Genomic DNA, 15528 nt, shown 5'->3' on the forward strand with positions numbered 1-15528 from the left:
GCATCGCGGAGTGGAGCGCCAGCGTCTTGCGGGCCAGCACGGCGTCCGAGACGTCGGCGCGCGCCATCGCCTTGAGCGGCTTCACCGACTGGAGCGTGTCGGTGAGGGAGGTGAGCAGGGCACGCGAGATCTTGGTCTGCCGCTTGCCCGCGCGGCGGGCCACCCGCACCAGCCGCTGGAGCCCGAAGGAGAGCACGAGCGCGGCCACCAGGTAGACGAGGGTCGCCTTCCAGGCGACCAGCAGCGCCACCACGACGGCCACCAGGAACTGCAGGCCGGCGGCCACCAGCGTCGCCGCCTTCAGATAGGCCTGCGAGGCGCGCGCCGCCTCGCCCGCCACGGAGTTGATGAACTTGCCGACCGGCTGGCCCACGAAGTACTGCCAGCGCGCCAGCAAGAGCGCGCGCAGGAGCTCGAGGCGCAGGTCCGTCGCGACCTGGGCGACCGTGTAGCCGATGCCTCGCATCGCGACGAGCATCGCGCCGCTGCGCAGCAGGATGAACGCGACCACGAGCAGCAGCAGCGCCGAGAGCGTCGGCTCGATGCCGACCCGCTCGAGCGTCTCGAGGGCGGTCTTGCCGATGCCGTCGGAGATCCCGCCGAGCGCCGGGTCCGCGTGCCCCTCGCGCTGCGCCGCCAGGCTCAGGACGGGCAGCAGCGCGGTGAGGCTCATGCCCTCGAGCGCGCCGGCCGCGAACAGCGCGACGAGGACGCCGATGCTCTGCCAGGGATAGGCGCGGGCGAACGTCGCGAGGAGACGCATGGGCGTGACGGTGGGTCCGGGCGGGGGTGGAGTGGGGGGCGCGCAGGCGGGGCATGCGCAGCGTGCGCAGGCTAGCAGCCCGCGGGTCACGGGCAATCACCCGCGGGGTCGCAGCGCGGTACACCGCCGGCAGGCTGTTACCTTGCGCCACGCTCGCCGCTCGGACCCTCGCACCCGCCGCCGCGCGGGGCCCCGGGGCGTGCGCGGACAGGGGGTACGCGGATGTGTGGGATCGCCGGGCTCCTGTCGGCTCGCGCCGACACGCAGGCCGAGGTCCTCGAACGCAGCGTGCGCGCGATGGCGGACACGCTGGCCCATCGCGGCCCCGACGACGCAGGGACGTGGGTCGACGCCGAGGCGGGGGTCGCGCTCGGCCACCGGCGGCTCGCGATCCTCGACCTCTCGCCCGCGGGCTACCAGCCGATGGTGTCGGAGGACGGCCGGCTCGTCCTCTCCTACAACGGCGAGGTCTACAACTTCCGGGAGCTGCGCACCGAGCTCGAGGGCGGCGGCCACAAGTTCCGCGGCAGCGGCGACACGGAGGTGCTGCTCGCGGCGATCGGCGCCTGGGGGCTCGAGACCGCCCTGCAGCGCGCGTGGGGGATGTTCGCCTTCGCGCTCTGGGACCGCGCGCGGCGCGTGCTCTGGCTCGCGCGCGACCGCGCCGGCAAGAAGCCGCTCTACTACGGGTCCGCAGGCGGGCGGCTCCTGTTCGGCTCCGAGCTGAAGGCGCTGGCGGCGCATCCCGATTTCGCGGCCGGCATCGACCGCGACGCGCTCGGCCTCTACCTCCGCTACGGCTGGGTGCCGGGGCCCCATTCCATCTACCGCGGCGTGCGCAAGCTGCCGGCCGGGAGCTTCGTCGCGCTGGCTCCGGGCCAGGCGGCCGACGCCGTGAGCCCGCGGCCCTACTGGTCGGCCCGCGAGGTCGCCGAGCGCGGCGCGCGCGAGCCCTTCGCCGGCTCGCTCGAGGAGGCCGTCGAGGCGCTCGACGCGCTGCTCGGGGACGCGGTCGGGCGCCGGATGATCTCCGACGTGAGCCTCGGCGCCCTGCTCTCGGGCGGGATCGACTCGAGCACGGTGGTCGCGCTGATGCAGGCGCGCAGCGCGCGTCCGGTGCGCACCTTCTCGATCGGCTTCCGCGAGGCCGGCTTCGACGAGGCGGGCCACGCGCGGGCGGTCGCGGCGCACCTCGGCACGCAGCACACGGAGCTCTATCTCGAGCCCGCCGACGCCCTCGCGCTGATCCCGAGGCTCCCGGAGCTCTACGACGAGCCGTTCGCGGATGCCTCGCAGATCCCGACCTTCGCCGTGGCGAAGCTGGCGCGCGAGAGCGTGACGGTGGCGCTCTCCGGTGACGGCGGCGACGAGCTCTTCGCCGGCTACAACGTCTACACCGAGAGCCTGCGCCGCTGGCGCGAGCTCGAGGAGACGCCGCTCGCCGCGCGCCGCGTGCGCGCACGTGCCCTGCGCGCGGCCGGCCGCCTCGGCTGGCGACTCCAGGCGCGCTCCGCGCAGCCGCGCCGCGAGGACGAGCGCCGCCCGCTCTTCGCGCGGCTCGAGAAGCGCGCGCGCCTCCTGGACGCCGCCGACGCCGTGGACGTCTTCGCGAGGAAGAAGGCCCAGGACGGCCGCGGGCTCGCGCTCGGGGCCCGCCCGCTGCGCTCGCTCTTCGAAGCACGGGCGGCGCGGGCCGACCTCGGCGAGCCGGTCCGCCAGATGCTCTATCTCGACTTCGTGGCCTACCTGGGGGACGACATCCTGGTGAAGGTCGATCGCGCCAGCATGGGAACCAGCCTCGAGGTGCGCTGCCCCCTGCTCGACCATCGCGTGGTCGAGCTCGCCTGGTCGCTGCCGCTCGAGATGCAGCTCGGCGACGGCGGCAAGCGCGTGCTGCGCCGGCTCCTGGCCCGCTACGTGCCGCCCGCCCTGATCGACCGCCCCAAGGCCGGCTTCAGCGTGCCGGTCGAGCACTGGCTGCGCGGGCCGCTCCGGGAGTGGGGCGAGAGCCTGCTCGACGAAGGCCGGCTGCGGCGCGAGGGCTTCCTGGACCCGGCCGGCGTGCGCCGGATCTGGCGCCAGCACCAGCTCGGCTGGCTCTCGCGCGACCAGCTGCTGTGGAACGTGCTGATGTTCCAGGCCTGGCTGGACGCGCAGCGTGGCCCCGCCGGAGGGCGCACATCGAGCCAGGGAGGGGCATGGCCCACATCGCCCTGTTCATGAACAACCTGCCGACGGGCGGCGCCGAGCGCGTGATGCTCTCGCTCGCCCGGGCCTTCGCCGCGCGCGGCCATCGCGTGGACTTCGTGCTGGTCGTCCGCCACGGCGAGCTGGTCGCGCAGATCCCGAGCACAGCGAAGGTGGTCGAGCTCGGGGCGGTCCACCGCAACCGCGTGCTGCCGGGCCTGCTGCGCCTCGAGTCCGGCACCCGCCGCCTCGTGACCCGCGCGCTCTACCAGGCCAAGCCGCCCAAGGTGGTGCGCGGGCTCCCGCCGCTGGCCCGCTACCTGCGCCGGGCGCGCCCCGACGCGCTGCTCTCGACCCTGCCCGTCAACAACCTGGTGGCGCTGTGGGCGGCGTCGCTGGCGGGCGTGCCCACCCGGGTGGTCGTGCGCGAGGCCACCCACGAGTCCTCGGATCTCCCCGGCGAGGAGGGGCCCTTCCTGCGCCTCTTCCCGCAGCTCGCCCACCGCTGGTATCCGCGTGCCGCAGCCGTCGTCACGGTGTCGAACGGAGTGGCGGACGACCTCGCGAGCTTCGTCGGCATCGAGCGCGAGCGCCTGACGACGATCTACAACCCGGTCGACCTCGCGCGCATCGCAGCGGAGAGCCAGCTCGCGCCCGACGAGCCGTGGCTCGCGCCGGGAGGCCCGCCGACGCTGGTGGCGGCCGGCCGGCTCGTCCCGCAGAAGGACTTCGTGACCCTCCTGCACGCGCTCGCGCGGGTCCGGCGCGAGCGGCCCGTGCGTCTCGTCGTGCTCGGGCGCGGCCCGCTGCGCGAGCGCCTGGCGGAGCTGGCGGGCCAGCTCGGCATCGCCGAGGCGCTGCGCATGCCGGGCGTCGTCGCCAACCCCTTCGCCTACCTGGCCCGCGCGGCCGCCTTCGTGCTGTCGTCGGCGTGGGAGGGCCTGCCGAACGTGCTGCTCGAGGCGCTCGCCTGCGGCTGCCCGGTGGTGGCCACCGACTGCCCGAGCGGGCCGCGCGAGATCCTGGCGGACGGCCGCTACGGGCCACTCGTGCCGGTGGGAGACCCGGCGGCGCTGGCCGCGGCGATCCTGGCCACGCTCGACGCGCCGCCGGATCCCGCCCGACTGCGTGCACGCGCGGCCGACTTCGCGATCGAGCGCAGCGCCGGCCGCTACCTCGAGGTGCTGCTCGGGGGGCCGAGCCCGGATGCGGTCCCGGCGTGGGGCGCGGCGGCGGCACCCGCGGAAGCTCCGGCGAGCGCGGGGAGGACGGCATGAGCGATCCGCCGCCGCATCGCTGGACCCCGGAACGGTCGCGCGCGTTCTGGGACTGGGAATCCCGGCATCCCGAGCGCTTCTTCGCGACCACCTGCGCGCCCGAGCTGGTCCGCCGGGTACGCCGCCACCTCGCCGGGCGCGAGGCGATCCTCGACTACGGCAGTGGGGCCGGGGCACTCGTCGGCGTGCTCCTCGGCCGCGGCCATCGGGTGGCCGGCGCCGACTCCGCACGCGCCGCGGTGGAGGCGCTGCGCCGCCGGTTCGCGGGCCATCCGGGCTTCCTCGGCGCCTTCCATACCGACGAGCTGCTCACCTCGGGAGCCCCGCGCTTCGACCTGGTCTTCGCGACCGAGGTGGTCGAGCACCTCTACGACGAGTGGCTCGACGGCCTGCTCGAGAACCTGCGCCGGATCGTGCGTCCCGGCGGGCGGATCGTCTTCACCACGCCCAACGAGGAGGACCTCGACGAGGAGATGCTCGCCTGCCCGTGCTGCGGGACGCCCTTCCACCGCTGGCAGCACGTGCGGAGCTGGTCGTGCGAGAGCCTGAGCGCGCACCTCGAGGCTCGCGGCTTCCGGATCGTCGAGGCCTTCACCGCCGACTTCTCCCTCACCCTCTCCCGGCCGGGGAAGCGCTTCGACCACGCCCGCAAGCGCTTCAAGTACTGGCGCAAGCCCCACAAGAAGCGGCCCCAGCTCGCGGTCGTCTGCAGCGTGGAGCCGGCCGCGGGCACCTGAGCCGCTCAGCGCACGACCCCGATCGCCGAGAGCTCCACCTTGGTGAGCAGCACCACCCGCTGGTGTCGCGCCATCCACTCGTCGACCGCGCTGCGATTGCCGGCCCATTTGAAGTAGTCGTCCACGACGAGAACCCCGCCCGGCGACAGGCGTGGCATCAGGTGCTCCATCTCGTGGCGGGTCGACTCGTACCAGTCCGTGTCGAGCCGCAGGGCGGCGATCCGTTCCGGAGCGGCACGGGGGATCGTCTCCTCCACCCTGCCGGGAACCAGGACGAAGCGCTCCGCGGGGGTGTCGACCTGCGCGAGGTTGGCGCGCACGTCGGCCTCGCTGGCATCGCACCAGGCGCTCGAATCGTTGCCGGTGCGCCGCGCCGCGAAGATCGACGCGGGATCCTCCTTGCCGAGCAGGTCGACGTCCTGGTCCCCCGGTCGCGTCATGCCCGTGAACGTGTCGTAGAGCCAGATGCGGCGGCCCTCGGCACCGAGCTGGCGTAGGGTCAGGGCGGCGGCCATCACGGCCCCCCCGCGCCAGACCCCGCACTCCACGAGGTCTCCCGGGATTCCGGCGCGTGCGACGTATCGCACCGCCTCGATCCAGGCAAAGAGCGCGCCCGGACCGAGCATCGTGTAGGGGCGCACGCGCTCGATCGTGTCACGCGCCTCGGGGTCGAGCTCGCGCAGCTCGCGCGCGCGCTTGCCCTCCCGCCGCCGCGCGCGGCGCCGCTCCCGGAACCGCCGGGCGCCCTGCGCCAGGCGCCGGAGACGATTCCCGTCCCCGCCGCTCATGCCGCGAGGGGCGGGGTGCGCTCGAGCACCTCGAGGGCGTCGTGGCGCAGGTGGTCGAGGCGCATCTCCTCGCGCAGGAGCGCCTCGTTGACGGTGCCCTGCTCGACGCACTCGCGCAGCAGGCCGAAGAAGAAGCGCTCCTGCGCCGGGTCCGGGTGCGGGAGGTAGCGCTCGGGCGCGCGCTTCCGGGTCAGCGGGCGCAGCCAGGTGGCGGGGTTCAGCGCCTTCACCTTCTTGGTGGCCGGCGTGAAGTCGACCGGGAGCCCGGTCTTCCAGGGCTGGGTCTGGCGCTTGGTGTTGTGGATCAGCTTCGTACGCGGCGTCAGCCGGTCGAAGTCGTTCCACTCGTCCTCGAAGCGGCCGATCGTCCCGGACGGCTCGTCGCGAAGCAGGATCCAGTCCATGTAGTCGCGCTCGAAGGCGAAGAGCTCGGCGAACTGCTCCTCGCAGCGCCAGTGGTGGAGCTTCGCGCAGTCGAGGAGCATGACGCTGCTGGCCATGCCGCCCGCGAGGCCCTTGCTGCCGCTGCGCAGGCGACAGCACACGGCCTTGCCCTGCATGTCGCGCGCGAGCAGCTCCCACACGTCGCCGACCGCGAAGACGTCCGGGTCGATCACGAGCGCGCGCCCCCGGTAGCCCATCACCTCGGGCGGCCGGAAGCGCAGCGGCGTGAAGGACTGGAGGTTCTCGTAACGCCACGGAACGCGCTCGCCCTCGCGCAGGTAGAGCTGGCCTTCGCGGGCGCGCAGGAAGGGGTGGTCCCCGGTCGTCAGGAACTCGACCTCGAAGCGCTCGGCGTGGGCGCTGTTGCGCCGCAGCGAGTGGCGCGAGACCAGCGCGCCCAGCCACTGGCGCTCGTTGGTGTGGACGAAGACGCGCGGCTTCGGCTCGGGCTCGCTCGCCTCGCTCATGGTCGCCTCCCCTCGCCTCCCGGGGTCGTTTCGCTGGCAGCGGGAGCCGCCGGTGGCGGAAGGTAACGACCGCCCTTCCGGGCGGAAACCGTGCGCCCCGCGGGCCGCGCTGGTGTCGCCGGGCGCCGTGTGCTTCCGTCCGCACGATGTCCGCCGGCCCGCGCACCTGGCTGCTGCTCGGCGAGAAGCCCGGCGACAACGCGCAGGCCCGCGTGCTCGCCGACGCGCTCGGCTGGCCCTACGAGACGCGCACGCTGCGCATGCAGCCCGAGTGGGTGCTCGGCAAGCCGCGCGTGCGGCCCTCGCTCGCGCACCTCGACCTCGCGCGCTCGGATCGCCTCGAGCCGCCCTGGCCCGCGCTGCTGATCACGGTCGGGCGGCGGCTGTCGTCGGCGGCGCTCTGGGTGGAGCGCCAGTCGCGCGGGGCGACGAAGCTGGTCCTGATCGGCAAGCCGCGCCGCCGGCTCGGGCGCTTCGCGCTCGTCGTCGCGGGCGCGCAGTACCGGATCGGAGCGCGGCGCAACGTCGTGCGGATCGGGCTCCCGCTGCTCCGGATCGACCCGGACACGGTGGCTGCAGCGGCCAGCGCGTGGCGCGGCCGGCTCGCGCCGGCGCCGCGGCCGCTGCTCGCGCTCCTCGTCGGCGGACCCACCAAGGCGCTGCGCCTCGACGCCGCGGTGGCGCGCGCGATCGCCGTACGCGCAGCAGCCGACAGCGCGCGCGCGGGGGGATCCCTCCACGTCTGCACGAGCCGGCGCACGCCGCCCGCCGTCGTCGAGGCGCTCGCCGAAGCCCTGCCCGGCGGCACGCCGCTCTACCGCTGGCGGCCCGACGACCCCGACAACCCCTACCTGGCGCTCCTCGGCCTGGCCGATCGCTTTGCGGTGACGGCGGACAGCGTGACGATGATGGTCGAGGTCGCCCGCCTCGGCCGGCCGCTCGCGATCGCGCGCCTGCCCGCACGCCGCTCGCGCCTGCGCGCGCTCACCCGCTCGCGCGACCTCGATGCCGTGGCACGCCTCCTGCTCGCGCGCGGGCTCGCGCTCGAGCTCGGACAGGCTTGGCATCCACCCGCCCGCGCGCTCGACGACGACGTGTCGGTGGTGGCCGCACGCGTGCGCGAGCTCTTCCCGCCCCCCGCGGGAGCCGTACCCGAGGCGACCCCGCCGGCGAAGTGATACGTTGCGAGCCTGCCCGTCGCCGGCCACGTCCCTCCGCGACCGGGCCCGTCCCCCCGCAGACCGTCCGACCGTACAGGAAGCGATGCCCATGTTCGCGATCGTCCGGAGCGTCCTCCGCAACGCAGGGATGAAGGCCCAGCGCTTCGCCGTTCTCGCGCTGGCGTCACCTCTCCCGGCCGAGCGCCGCCGGAGCCTCGAGCGCCGGCTGCGCGGCCGCGAGCAGGTGCGCAAGCTCGAGGCCGCCGACGTCGTCATCGTGTCGTACGGCAAGGCCGGCCGCACCTGGCTACGGGTCCTGCTCTCGCGCCTCTACCAGCTCCTCTACGGCCTGCCGGAGGTGCTGCTCGGCTTCGACAACCTCCATGCCCGCGACCGCCGGGTCCCGAAGGTCTTCTTCACGCACGACAACTACGTGCAGGACTACACCGGCCACCGCGACAAGCGCGCGTTCCGCGGCAAGAAGGTGATCCTGCTGGTGCGCAACCCGCAGGACGTGGCCGTCTCCCAGTACTTCCAGTGGAAGTTCCGCATGCGCCGCGCGAAGAAGGCGCTCAACGACTACCCGGAGCACGGCCAGGACCTCTCGACCTACGACTTCGTGATGCGCCCCGCCTCGGGGATCGCGAAGATCATCGACTGGATGAACGGCTGGGCCGCCGAGGTGGGGCAGGTCCCCTCGCTGCTGCTCGTCCGCTACGAGGACCTGCGCGCCGACACCGTGGGCGAGCTGCGCCGGATCGCCACGTTCATGGGTGCGCCCGCCGACGAGGCGGCGCTCCAGGGGGCGGTCGAGTACGCCTCGATCGAGAACATGCGCAAGCTCGAGACGCAGCGGAAGTTCTGGCTCTCGGGCGGCCGCATGACCCCGCGCGACCGCGACGACCCGAACTCCTACAAGGTCCGCCGCGCCAAGGTCGGGGGCTACCGCGACTACTTCGACGACGAGCAGGTGGCCCGCATCGACGAGCAGGTGCGGGAGAAGCTCTCGCCGGTCTTCGGCTACGGCGCGGGGCGGGAGGGCGCCGGCGCTTGAAACCCACCGTCTTCATCCACACCAACGACCGCCAGATCGTGGGCGCGCTGGTGGCCGAGCACGCGCTGAAGCGGAACTCGGCCCATGCGGGCGCCTTCGACGTCCGCATCCTCCGCCGCGAGGACCATCCCTGGTTCGAAGCCCACGAGGGTCGCCCGTACCTGCGCGACGGCGCCTGGCGCGCGTGGCGCAACGACGACCTCCAGTCCTTCACGCCCCTGCGCTTCCTGCCGCCCGAGGCGATGGGCTTCGCGGGCCGGGCGCTCGTCATCGACCCCGACATCTTCGCGGTCGCCGACGTCTTCGAGCTGCTCGCTCGCGACATGCAGGGCAAGGCGATCCTGTGCCGGCGCCGCTCGGGCTGGAAGAAGAAGAGCTGCTTCGCCTCGAGCGCGATGCTGCTCGACTGCGCGCGGCTCCGGCACTGGCGCTGCCGCGAGGGCTTCGAGGAGCTCTTCACCGGCCAGCGCGACTACGCCGACTGGATCTGCCTGCGGCTCGAGGACGAGGCCACGATCGGCGCCTTCGAGGACGAGTGGAACGACTTCGACCGCCTGACCCCGGCGACGCGCCTGCTCCACAACACGCGCCGCTGGACCCAGCCCTGGAAGACCGGCCTGCCGGTGGACTTCGTGCCAGGTGAGAAGTTCACGGGCCTGCCGGGCGTGTCGTGGCTGATGCGCAAGCGCCGCGAGTGGTTCGGCGACCACGCCTTCCTCGGCCGCTATCTGCGCCATCCCGACGCCCGCCAGGAGCGCTTCTTCTTCGGCCTGCTGCGCGAGTGCCTCGAGCGCGGCGTCGTCAGCGAGGAGCTGCTGCGCCGCGAGATGAAGTGCAACCACGTCCGCCACGACGCCCTCGAGGTGCTCGAGCGCACGCCGCCGCTCGTCGCGTAGCCGGACCGCCCGATCCGCATGCCCAACGCCGAGCTCGCGTTCTATCTCGAGGATCTCGGGGGCGGCGGTGTCCAGGTCGTCTTCACCCGCCTCGCGCGCGCCCTCGCCGCGCGGGGCCGCCGCGTGGAGCTCTGGGCCGCCTCGACCGAGGGCCGGCTCGCCGCGACCCTGCCGGCCGGGATCCCGGTGGTCCCGATCGCGTGCGCGTCGCGCGTGCGGACGGCGCGCGAGGTGCTGCGGGCGGCGCCGCGCCTGGCCCCGGCGACGCTCGCTGCGATCCTGCTCGGGCGCGAGCCCGAGACGGCGCTGCGCGAGATCGACGGGCTCGCAAGCGCGCTCCAGCAGCGGCGCCCGTCGATCCTGCTGGCCGCCACTCCCTACCGCAACCTCGAGGCGCTGCTCGCCCGGGAGCGTGCAGGCGGCGGGACGCGGATCGTCGTGAGCGAGCACAACGACCTGCGCGCCGGTCACGGGCTGGGCCGCGGTCGCCATCGCATGCTGCTCGGACGCCTCCAGCGCGCCCTGTATCCGCGCGCCGATGCGATCGTCGCCGTCTCGCGCGGGGCGGCGGAGGACGTCGCCCGCCGCAGCGGCCTGCCGCTCGAGCGCGTCACGGTGATCCACAACCCGGCGGTGCCGTCCGACGTCGCGGCGCGGGGGGCGGAGCCGATCGAGCATCCCTGGCTCGCGCCCGGGGAGCCGCCGGTGGTCCTGGCCGTCGGCCGCCTGGGCGCCGCGAAGGACCTCGAGACGCTGCTGCGCGCCTTCGCCCGGCTGCGCCGGCAGCGGCCCGCGCGGCTCGTCGTGCTCGGCTCCGAGCGGCGGCCCGAGAAGACCACCCGGCGCATCGCGGCGCTGCGCGCGCTCGCGGCCGGACTCGGCTCGGCGGGCGACGTCGACTTCGTCGGCTACGCCGACAACCCCTTCGCGTGGATGGCGCGCGCCGCGGTGCTGGCCGTGAGCTCGCGCAACGAGGGCTTCTGCAACGTGATCGCCGAGGCCCTGGCCTGCGGCTGTCCGGTCGTCAGCACCGACTGCCCGAGCGGGCCGGCCGAGATCCTCGACGGCGGCCGCTACGGCCGGCTGGTCGCGGTGGGTGACGACCTCGCAATGGCCGGAGCCCTGGCCGCGACGCTCGCCGAGCCGCGCGACGCGGAGCGGCTGCGCGCGCGGGGGGCACGCTTCGGGATCGAGAACGCGGTGCACCGCTACGAAGGACTGCTCTGGCCCACCGGCACGCGGGAGGCCTGAGCGGAGCCGGGTGCAGCGCCCGGACGCGGGACGCTTCCTGGTTGCCACCCATCGGGGGGCCGCTCATACTGGCCGCAGCCCGCGATCGCCATCACGCGGAGAAGACCGGCCGTGCCGCTGATCCGACGCATCCGCAACCTCCTGCGCTACGGGCACGGCCCCGCGGCACGCGCGCGCAAGAAGGCCGACAAGCGCGAGGCCAAGCGCCGGCGCTTCGAGTCCGAGCGCTGGGAGCACGGCGGCGAGCTGTCCCGGCGCCGCTATGGCTCGTACGAGGAGTATCTCCGGCACCAGGCCAGCAAGCTCGACGGGATCGAGGAGCGGCTGCGCGAGAACCAGGACGCGGAGCTCGCCGAGTTCCGCGAGCGCTTCCGGGCCTGCCGCTCGCTCGCCGGGGCCCGGACGGTGCTGTGCCTGGGCGCGCGGCTGGGCACCGAGGTGCGCGCCCTGCTCGAGCTCGGCCACTTTGCGGTCGGGATCGACCTCAACCCGGGGCCCGAGAACCCGTTCGTGCTGCCCGGCGACTTCCACCACCTGGTGTTCCCGGACGGATCGGCCGACGCGGTCTACAGCAACGCCCTCGATCACGTCTTCGATCTCGACCGCCTGGTGGGAGAGGTGTCGCGCGTGCTGGCCCCCGGCGGCGTCTTCGTCGCAGAGATCGAGACGGGCTACGAGGAGGGCCACGTGCCCGGCGACTTCGAGGCGATCCACTGGCGCGACTCCGACGCGCTGGTCTCCCGGATCGCCGACGTCGGCAAGCTCGCGGTCGAGGAGGTCCTCGAGCTCGGCACGACGCGGCGCAACCAGCGGCGCCTGATCAGCTTCCGCAAGGCGGCCTGAGCCGGCGCGTGCCGCGTCAGCCCGCGTGGGCGGGCGGCGGCGGGAGCACGACGGGCTCGAAGAGCGCGCGCACGCGCGCCGCCGCGCGCTCGATGTCGCGCAGGGGCGGCGGCTGCTCGGCGGGAGCGCCCTCGCCGAGCCAGGCAGCGCGGCCGGAGGCAACGAGCAGCTTCTGCACGATCCGGATGTCGCGGGTCCAGCGCGTCGGCCCCCAGCGCATGCCGATCCGGTAGATCACGGCGTTCAGGTGGGCGCGGTCGAGGCAGTGCCACCAGGGAGGGCCCGCCTCGTCGCGCTCACGCATGGAGAAGCGACCTTCCCCGGTGTCGAAGAGGAACACCGGGCGGCCGGTCACGCAGGCCTCGGTCATCATCGAGACGCTGTCGCCGGTCACGACGAGCTGGTCGGCCAGGCCGAGGAAGCCGAAGTAGGGGTTGTCGGGATCGCCGGGTCGCCAGCGGTACAGGAACGAGGGGACCGACACGCCGCGGAACAGCGCGTCGATGGCCTCGCGCGGGGTCCGCGCGCTGGTGGTGACGAGCAGCGAGCCGCCCGCCCGCGCGGCCAGCGCGCTCGCGTCGCGCGCGAGCCGCGCGCCCGAGCGCGCGTCGAAGGGGTACGGGCCGCTCGGCCCCCCGGCGAGGACCACGACGCGCGGCCGCGGCAGGTGCGCGAGGCGCTCTTCCCACAGGGCGGCGGCCTCCTGCAAACGCTCGGGCGTCACGCGGTGGAGCGGCGTCTCGTTGTGCAGGACGTTGGCGAGGCGCGGGAGCCGGTACTGGGGCGTCGTCACCACCAGATCCCAGCTCTCCAGGGCGGCCCAGGGCCGTCCCACGTGCACGAGCCGCATCGGCGCATCGGAGCGGTTGCGGATCCAGCGCGCGATCGGCTCGTTGCGGCGCCCCGCCGAGATGACCAGATCCGGCCACGGCGGCCCGAGCGCGCTCGAACGCTCCTTCACCACACCCGCCAGTGTCGATGCGAAGGGCAGGTTCACGAGCCGCTCCCACGGCTGGTAGACGAAGCGCTTGATCTCGAAGGGCCAGCCGATCGCCTCGCCGAGCGCCTCGACCTGCGAGTTGTCGCCGGCGCGGTGGCCCATCAGGAGCCAGACACGGGGTGCCTGCCCCGGCCGGGAGCGGTCACCGGGCGAGCGCTCGCCGGGCGGGTGTTGCGCGGACGGCCGGCCCGTCCGGTGGACGGCGGGCTCAGGCACGGGTGGCCTCCCTCCGGCACGCGACCCGGCGGGGGGAAGGGGCGCGGCACACCGCGGCATCTTCCAAGCCCCTCCGCTCGCTGTCAAGAACGCTGGCACGCGGAGACAGGGCGGCGCGCCTCATGCTCCCCTCCCGAAGCCGCGGACCCGGGTGGCGAGCACCGCGGCCGCGCCCCCGAGCACACCGACCGGCCCGAAGCCGGCGAGCCACGGCGAGACGGCCCCGCCGTAGCCGAGCGAGGCACCCACCGCCGCGAGGAGCACCCAGCCCCCCCCGGCGAGCGCGCTGGCGACGAGGGTGTGGACCGGCTTCGGAAAGGGCGGGCCGCCGGCCGCGAAGAGCAACGCGAGCGCGGGCAGGAGCAGGCACGCGAGCGGGGAGGCCAGCTTGATCGCGAGGTCCACGCGGAAGGCGGTCGGGTCGAGCCCGCGCTCGCGCAGGACGCGGATCTCGCGGCGCAGGTCCGCGATCGAGAGGTGCTCGCCCTCGACCTCGACGACGGCGTCCTGGCCGAGCTGCACGATGGGCTCGGCGGCGATCGGGTGGATGCCCTCGGCGTCGATCGCGAAGCGGCGCGGCTCTTCGAGGCTCCAGTTGCCGCCGCCGACGTGGAGCGCGTGCGCGGCGTCGGTGCGATAGCGCGGCAGGCCGTCGGGGCCGAGCTCGTAGAGCACGACACCGCTCGCCGTACCCGCCATCGGGTCGAGGCGCTCGGCCTCGAGCAGGCGGTCGCCCGAGAGCGACCAGAGCTTCACCTGCACCGCCCCCTTGTCCTTGATCTCGGTCTGCTTGATGCGGCTCGCGCGTGCGTTCGCGCGCGGCACCAGGTCGTTGGCGAGCGGGTGGTAGGCCACCGCCGCGACGATGCAGGCCATCAGCACCGGCGCCACGATCCGCGAGGTGGGGATGCCACAGGCGCGCATGCCGACCAGCTCGCCGGTGGCGCCGAGCAGGCTCAGGGTGAGCGCCGACGCCACGAGCAGCGCCATCGGGACTACGCGCGAGGCGAGCAGCGGGAGGCGCGCGCCGTAGAAGCGAAGCACCTCGCCGGGCGTCGAGCCGTACTTGGTGAACCACTTCATGTTGTCGAGGAGATCGATCACGAAGTAGGCGGCGAGGAGCGCCCCGAAGCACAGGAGCAGGAGCTCGAGGAAGGTGACGAGCAGGTAGCGGTCGAGCACGAAGCGGTGCAGGCGGGGGGGCCGCGCGGCGGCCTCGCCGCCGCGCCGGGCCCACCCGTGCGGGCACACCGGTCCGCTGCGGCGGGCGGGCAGCGTCACGAGCAGCACCGCCGCCAGCGCACCCAGCACGAGGTTCGGCAGCCAGACCGCCAGCTCGACCGGGAAGGTCTCGGCGCGCGCGAGTCCGTTGCCGAGCTGGAGCAGCCCGTAGTAGACCACCGCCGCGGCGATCCCGAGCACCATGCCGCTCGAGCGCGACGGCCGTGCCCGCGCGATCGAGAGACCCACGCCGAGCAGCGCGAAGATCACGGTGCCGATCGGCAGGGCCACGCGCTGGTGCCATTCCTGGCGCGCCTCGCGCCGGCGCGAGGCGTCGGCGCCCGCTCCCATCGAGGCGAGCAGCTCCGCGACCGGCGCCGAGGCTGCCCAGCCTTCGAGCGAGTCGACCCTCTCCGGCGCCGCCAGGACCTGGCGCATGCTCTCGAAGCGCACCTGGGTGGGCTCGTTGCCCACGGTCGCCATCACCACGCCGTTCTCGATCGCGAGGGTGCGGTGGCCGTCCTCGTGGTCGAGGGTCGCGCGCTCGGCGAACACCGTGCCGCCCAGGCTCGGCGCGCGTACCGCCAGCGAGCGCAGCACGTCGCCGCGCGGCGAGACCTCGCGGGCCACGAGCCGCCAGTCGCCGAGGCGTTCGACCTGGCCGCTCCGGAAGGGCGTCCCGCGCTCCCCGGCGCTGAACGCGCGCAGCGTGGCGTCGAGGCTCCGGTTCGCCCACGGCACCGCTGCCAGCGCGAGCGCCACACCCGCCGCCGTGAAGAGCGCGGCGAAGGCCGCCACCGGCCCGGCCAGCGTGCGCGCCGAGATGCCCGCGGCCTCGAGCGCCACGATCTCGCGATCGGCGCCGAGCCGGCCGAGCCCGACGAGCACCCCGACCAGCACCGCGAAGGGGATCGCACGGCCGAGCATCGGCACCGAGCGGTAGAGCGCGATCCAGGCCACCTCCCCGACGCCGAAGCCGCGGTTCACGACGAGATCCGAGTAGCCGACCAGGTCCGCCGCGAGGACGACGAAGGTGATCCCCGCGAGCGCGAAGAGGCTCGGGAAGACGAGCTCGCGCAGCACCGCGCGCCGGAGCGTGCGGCCGAGCCGCCGGCGGTGCGGGGGCGGCGACCGCCGCGGGCGGGCGGGAGGGCCGACGGAGCTCGGAGAGCGCGAAACCGCCTGGGCTTGCTTCATCGGTGGCGTCGGCCTGGCGTGGCGATG

13 protein-coding genes are annotated in these 15528 nt (G+C 74.4%); 8 read left to right on the top strand and 5 right to left on the bottom strand.

Features of this window, described 5'->3' with window-relative positions; genetic code table 11:
• Nucleotides 1-763, bottom strand: a 763-nt coding sequence (locus OZ948_05300; protein ID MEB2344136.1) for an ABC transporter transmembrane domain-containing protein, incomplete at its 3' end; no start/stop codon positions are given.
• Between the two features lie 222 nt (nucleotides 764-985).
• On the opposite strand from OZ948_05300, the gene asnB reads away from it, so the two are divergent.
• The 3 genes from asnB to OZ948_05315 are packed head-to-tail and all read left to right on the top strand — an operon-like array spanning nucleotide 986 to nucleotide 4964.
• Nucleotides 986-2986 carry an asparagine synthase (glutamine-hydrolyzing) gene (gene asnB / locus OZ948_05305; protein MEB2344137.1) on the top strand — a complete coding sequence of 667 codons (2001 nt, stop codon included), beginning with the start codon at nucleotides 986-988 and terminating at the stop codon, nucleotides 2984-2986.
• Nucleotides 2962-4227 (top strand): glycosyltransferase, encoded by a 1266-nt coding sequence (locus OZ948_05310; GenBank protein MEB2344138.1) that lies wholly within the window; start codon nucleotides 2962-2964, stop codon nucleotides 4225-4227. Before asnB ends, OZ948_05310 begins: the two co-directional genes overlap by 25 nt.
• Nucleotides 4224-4964 (top strand): class I SAM-dependent methyltransferase, encoded by a 741-nt coding sequence (locus OZ948_05315; GenBank protein MEB2344139.1) that lies wholly within the window; start codon nucleotides 4224-4226, stop codon nucleotides 4962-4964. Before OZ948_05310 ends, OZ948_05315 begins: the two co-directional genes overlap by 4 nt.
• 5 nt (nucleotides 4965-4969) lie before the next feature.
• Here the strand turns inward: OZ948_05315 and OZ948_05320 are convergent, their stop codons facing one another.
• Both OZ948_05320 and OZ948_05325 read right to left on the bottom strand, forming a co-directional pair.
• Complete coding sequence (locus OZ948_05320) at nucleotides 4970-5752, bottom strand: class I SAM-dependent methyltransferase (protein ID MEB2344140.1); 783 nt, start codon at nucleotides 5750-5752, stop codon at nucleotides 4970-4972.
• Nucleotides 5749-6663 (bottom strand): hypothetical protein, encoded by a 915-nt coding sequence (locus OZ948_05325; protein MEB2344141.1) that lies wholly within the window; start codon nucleotides 6661-6663, stop codon nucleotides 5749-5751. Before OZ948_05325 ends, OZ948_05320 begins: the two co-directional genes overlap by 4 nt.
• A 146-nt stretch (nucleotides 6664-6809) precedes the next feature.
• On the opposite strand from OZ948_05325, the gene OZ948_05330 reads away from it, so the two are divergent.
• The 5 genes from OZ948_05330 to OZ948_05350 all read left to right on the top strand — a co-directional run bounded on the left by OZ948_05330 (nucleotide 6810) and on the right by OZ948_05350 (nucleotide 11867).
• Entirely contained in the window at nucleotides 6810-7841 is a 1032-nt protein-coding gene (locus OZ948_05330; GenBank protein ID MEB2344142.1) for an ELM1/GtrOC1 family putative glycosyltransferase, read from the top strand.
• A 91-nt stretch (nucleotides 7842-7932) separates the two neighbouring features.
• Nucleotides 7933-8877 carry a sulfotransferase domain-containing protein gene (locus tag OZ948_05335; protein MEB2344143.1) on the top strand — a complete coding sequence of 315 codons (945 nt, stop codon included), beginning with the start codon at nucleotides 7933-7935 and terminating at the stop codon, nucleotides 8875-8877.
• Nucleotides 8874-9773, top strand: coding sequence for a hypothetical protein (locus tag OZ948_05340; protein MEB2344144.1), 900 nt, complete (start codon nucleotides 8874-8876; stop codon nucleotides 9771-9773). Before OZ948_05335 ends, OZ948_05340 begins: the two co-directional genes overlap by 4 nt.
• A gap of 18 nt (nucleotides 9774-9791) precedes the next feature.
• Nucleotides 9792-11024 (top strand): glycosyltransferase, encoded by a 1233-nt coding sequence (locus OZ948_05345; protein ID MEB2344145.1) that lies wholly within the window; start codon nucleotides 9792-9794, stop codon nucleotides 11022-11024.
• A 111-nt stretch (nucleotides 11025-11135) separates the two neighbouring features.
• Entirely contained in the window at nucleotides 11136-11867 is a 732-nt protein-coding gene (locus OZ948_05350) for a class I SAM-dependent methyltransferase (GenBank protein ID MEB2344146.1), read from the top strand.
• A 16-nt stretch (nucleotides 11868-11883) separates the two neighbouring features.
• On the opposite strand, the gene OZ948_05355 is transcribed toward OZ948_05350, so the two are convergent.
• Nucleotides 11884-13083, bottom strand: a complete 1200-nt coding sequence (locus tag OZ948_05355) for a mitochondrial fission ELM1 family protein (GenBank protein ID MEB2344147.1) — start codon at nucleotides 13081-13083, stop codon at nucleotides 11884-11886.
• Between the two features lie 120 nt (nucleotides 13084-13203).
• Nucleotides 13204-15387, bottom strand: coding sequence for an LptF/LptG family permease (locus OZ948_05360; protein MEB2344148.1), 2184 nt, complete (start codon nucleotides 15385-15387; stop codon nucleotides 13204-13206).
• Nucleotides 15388-15528 lie beyond the last annotated feature (141 nt).

The organism is Deltaproteobacteria bacterium, from assembly GCA_035063765.1.
Taxonomy (GTDB): domain Bacteria; phylum Myxococcota_A; class UBA9160; order UBA9160; family PR03; genus CAADGG01.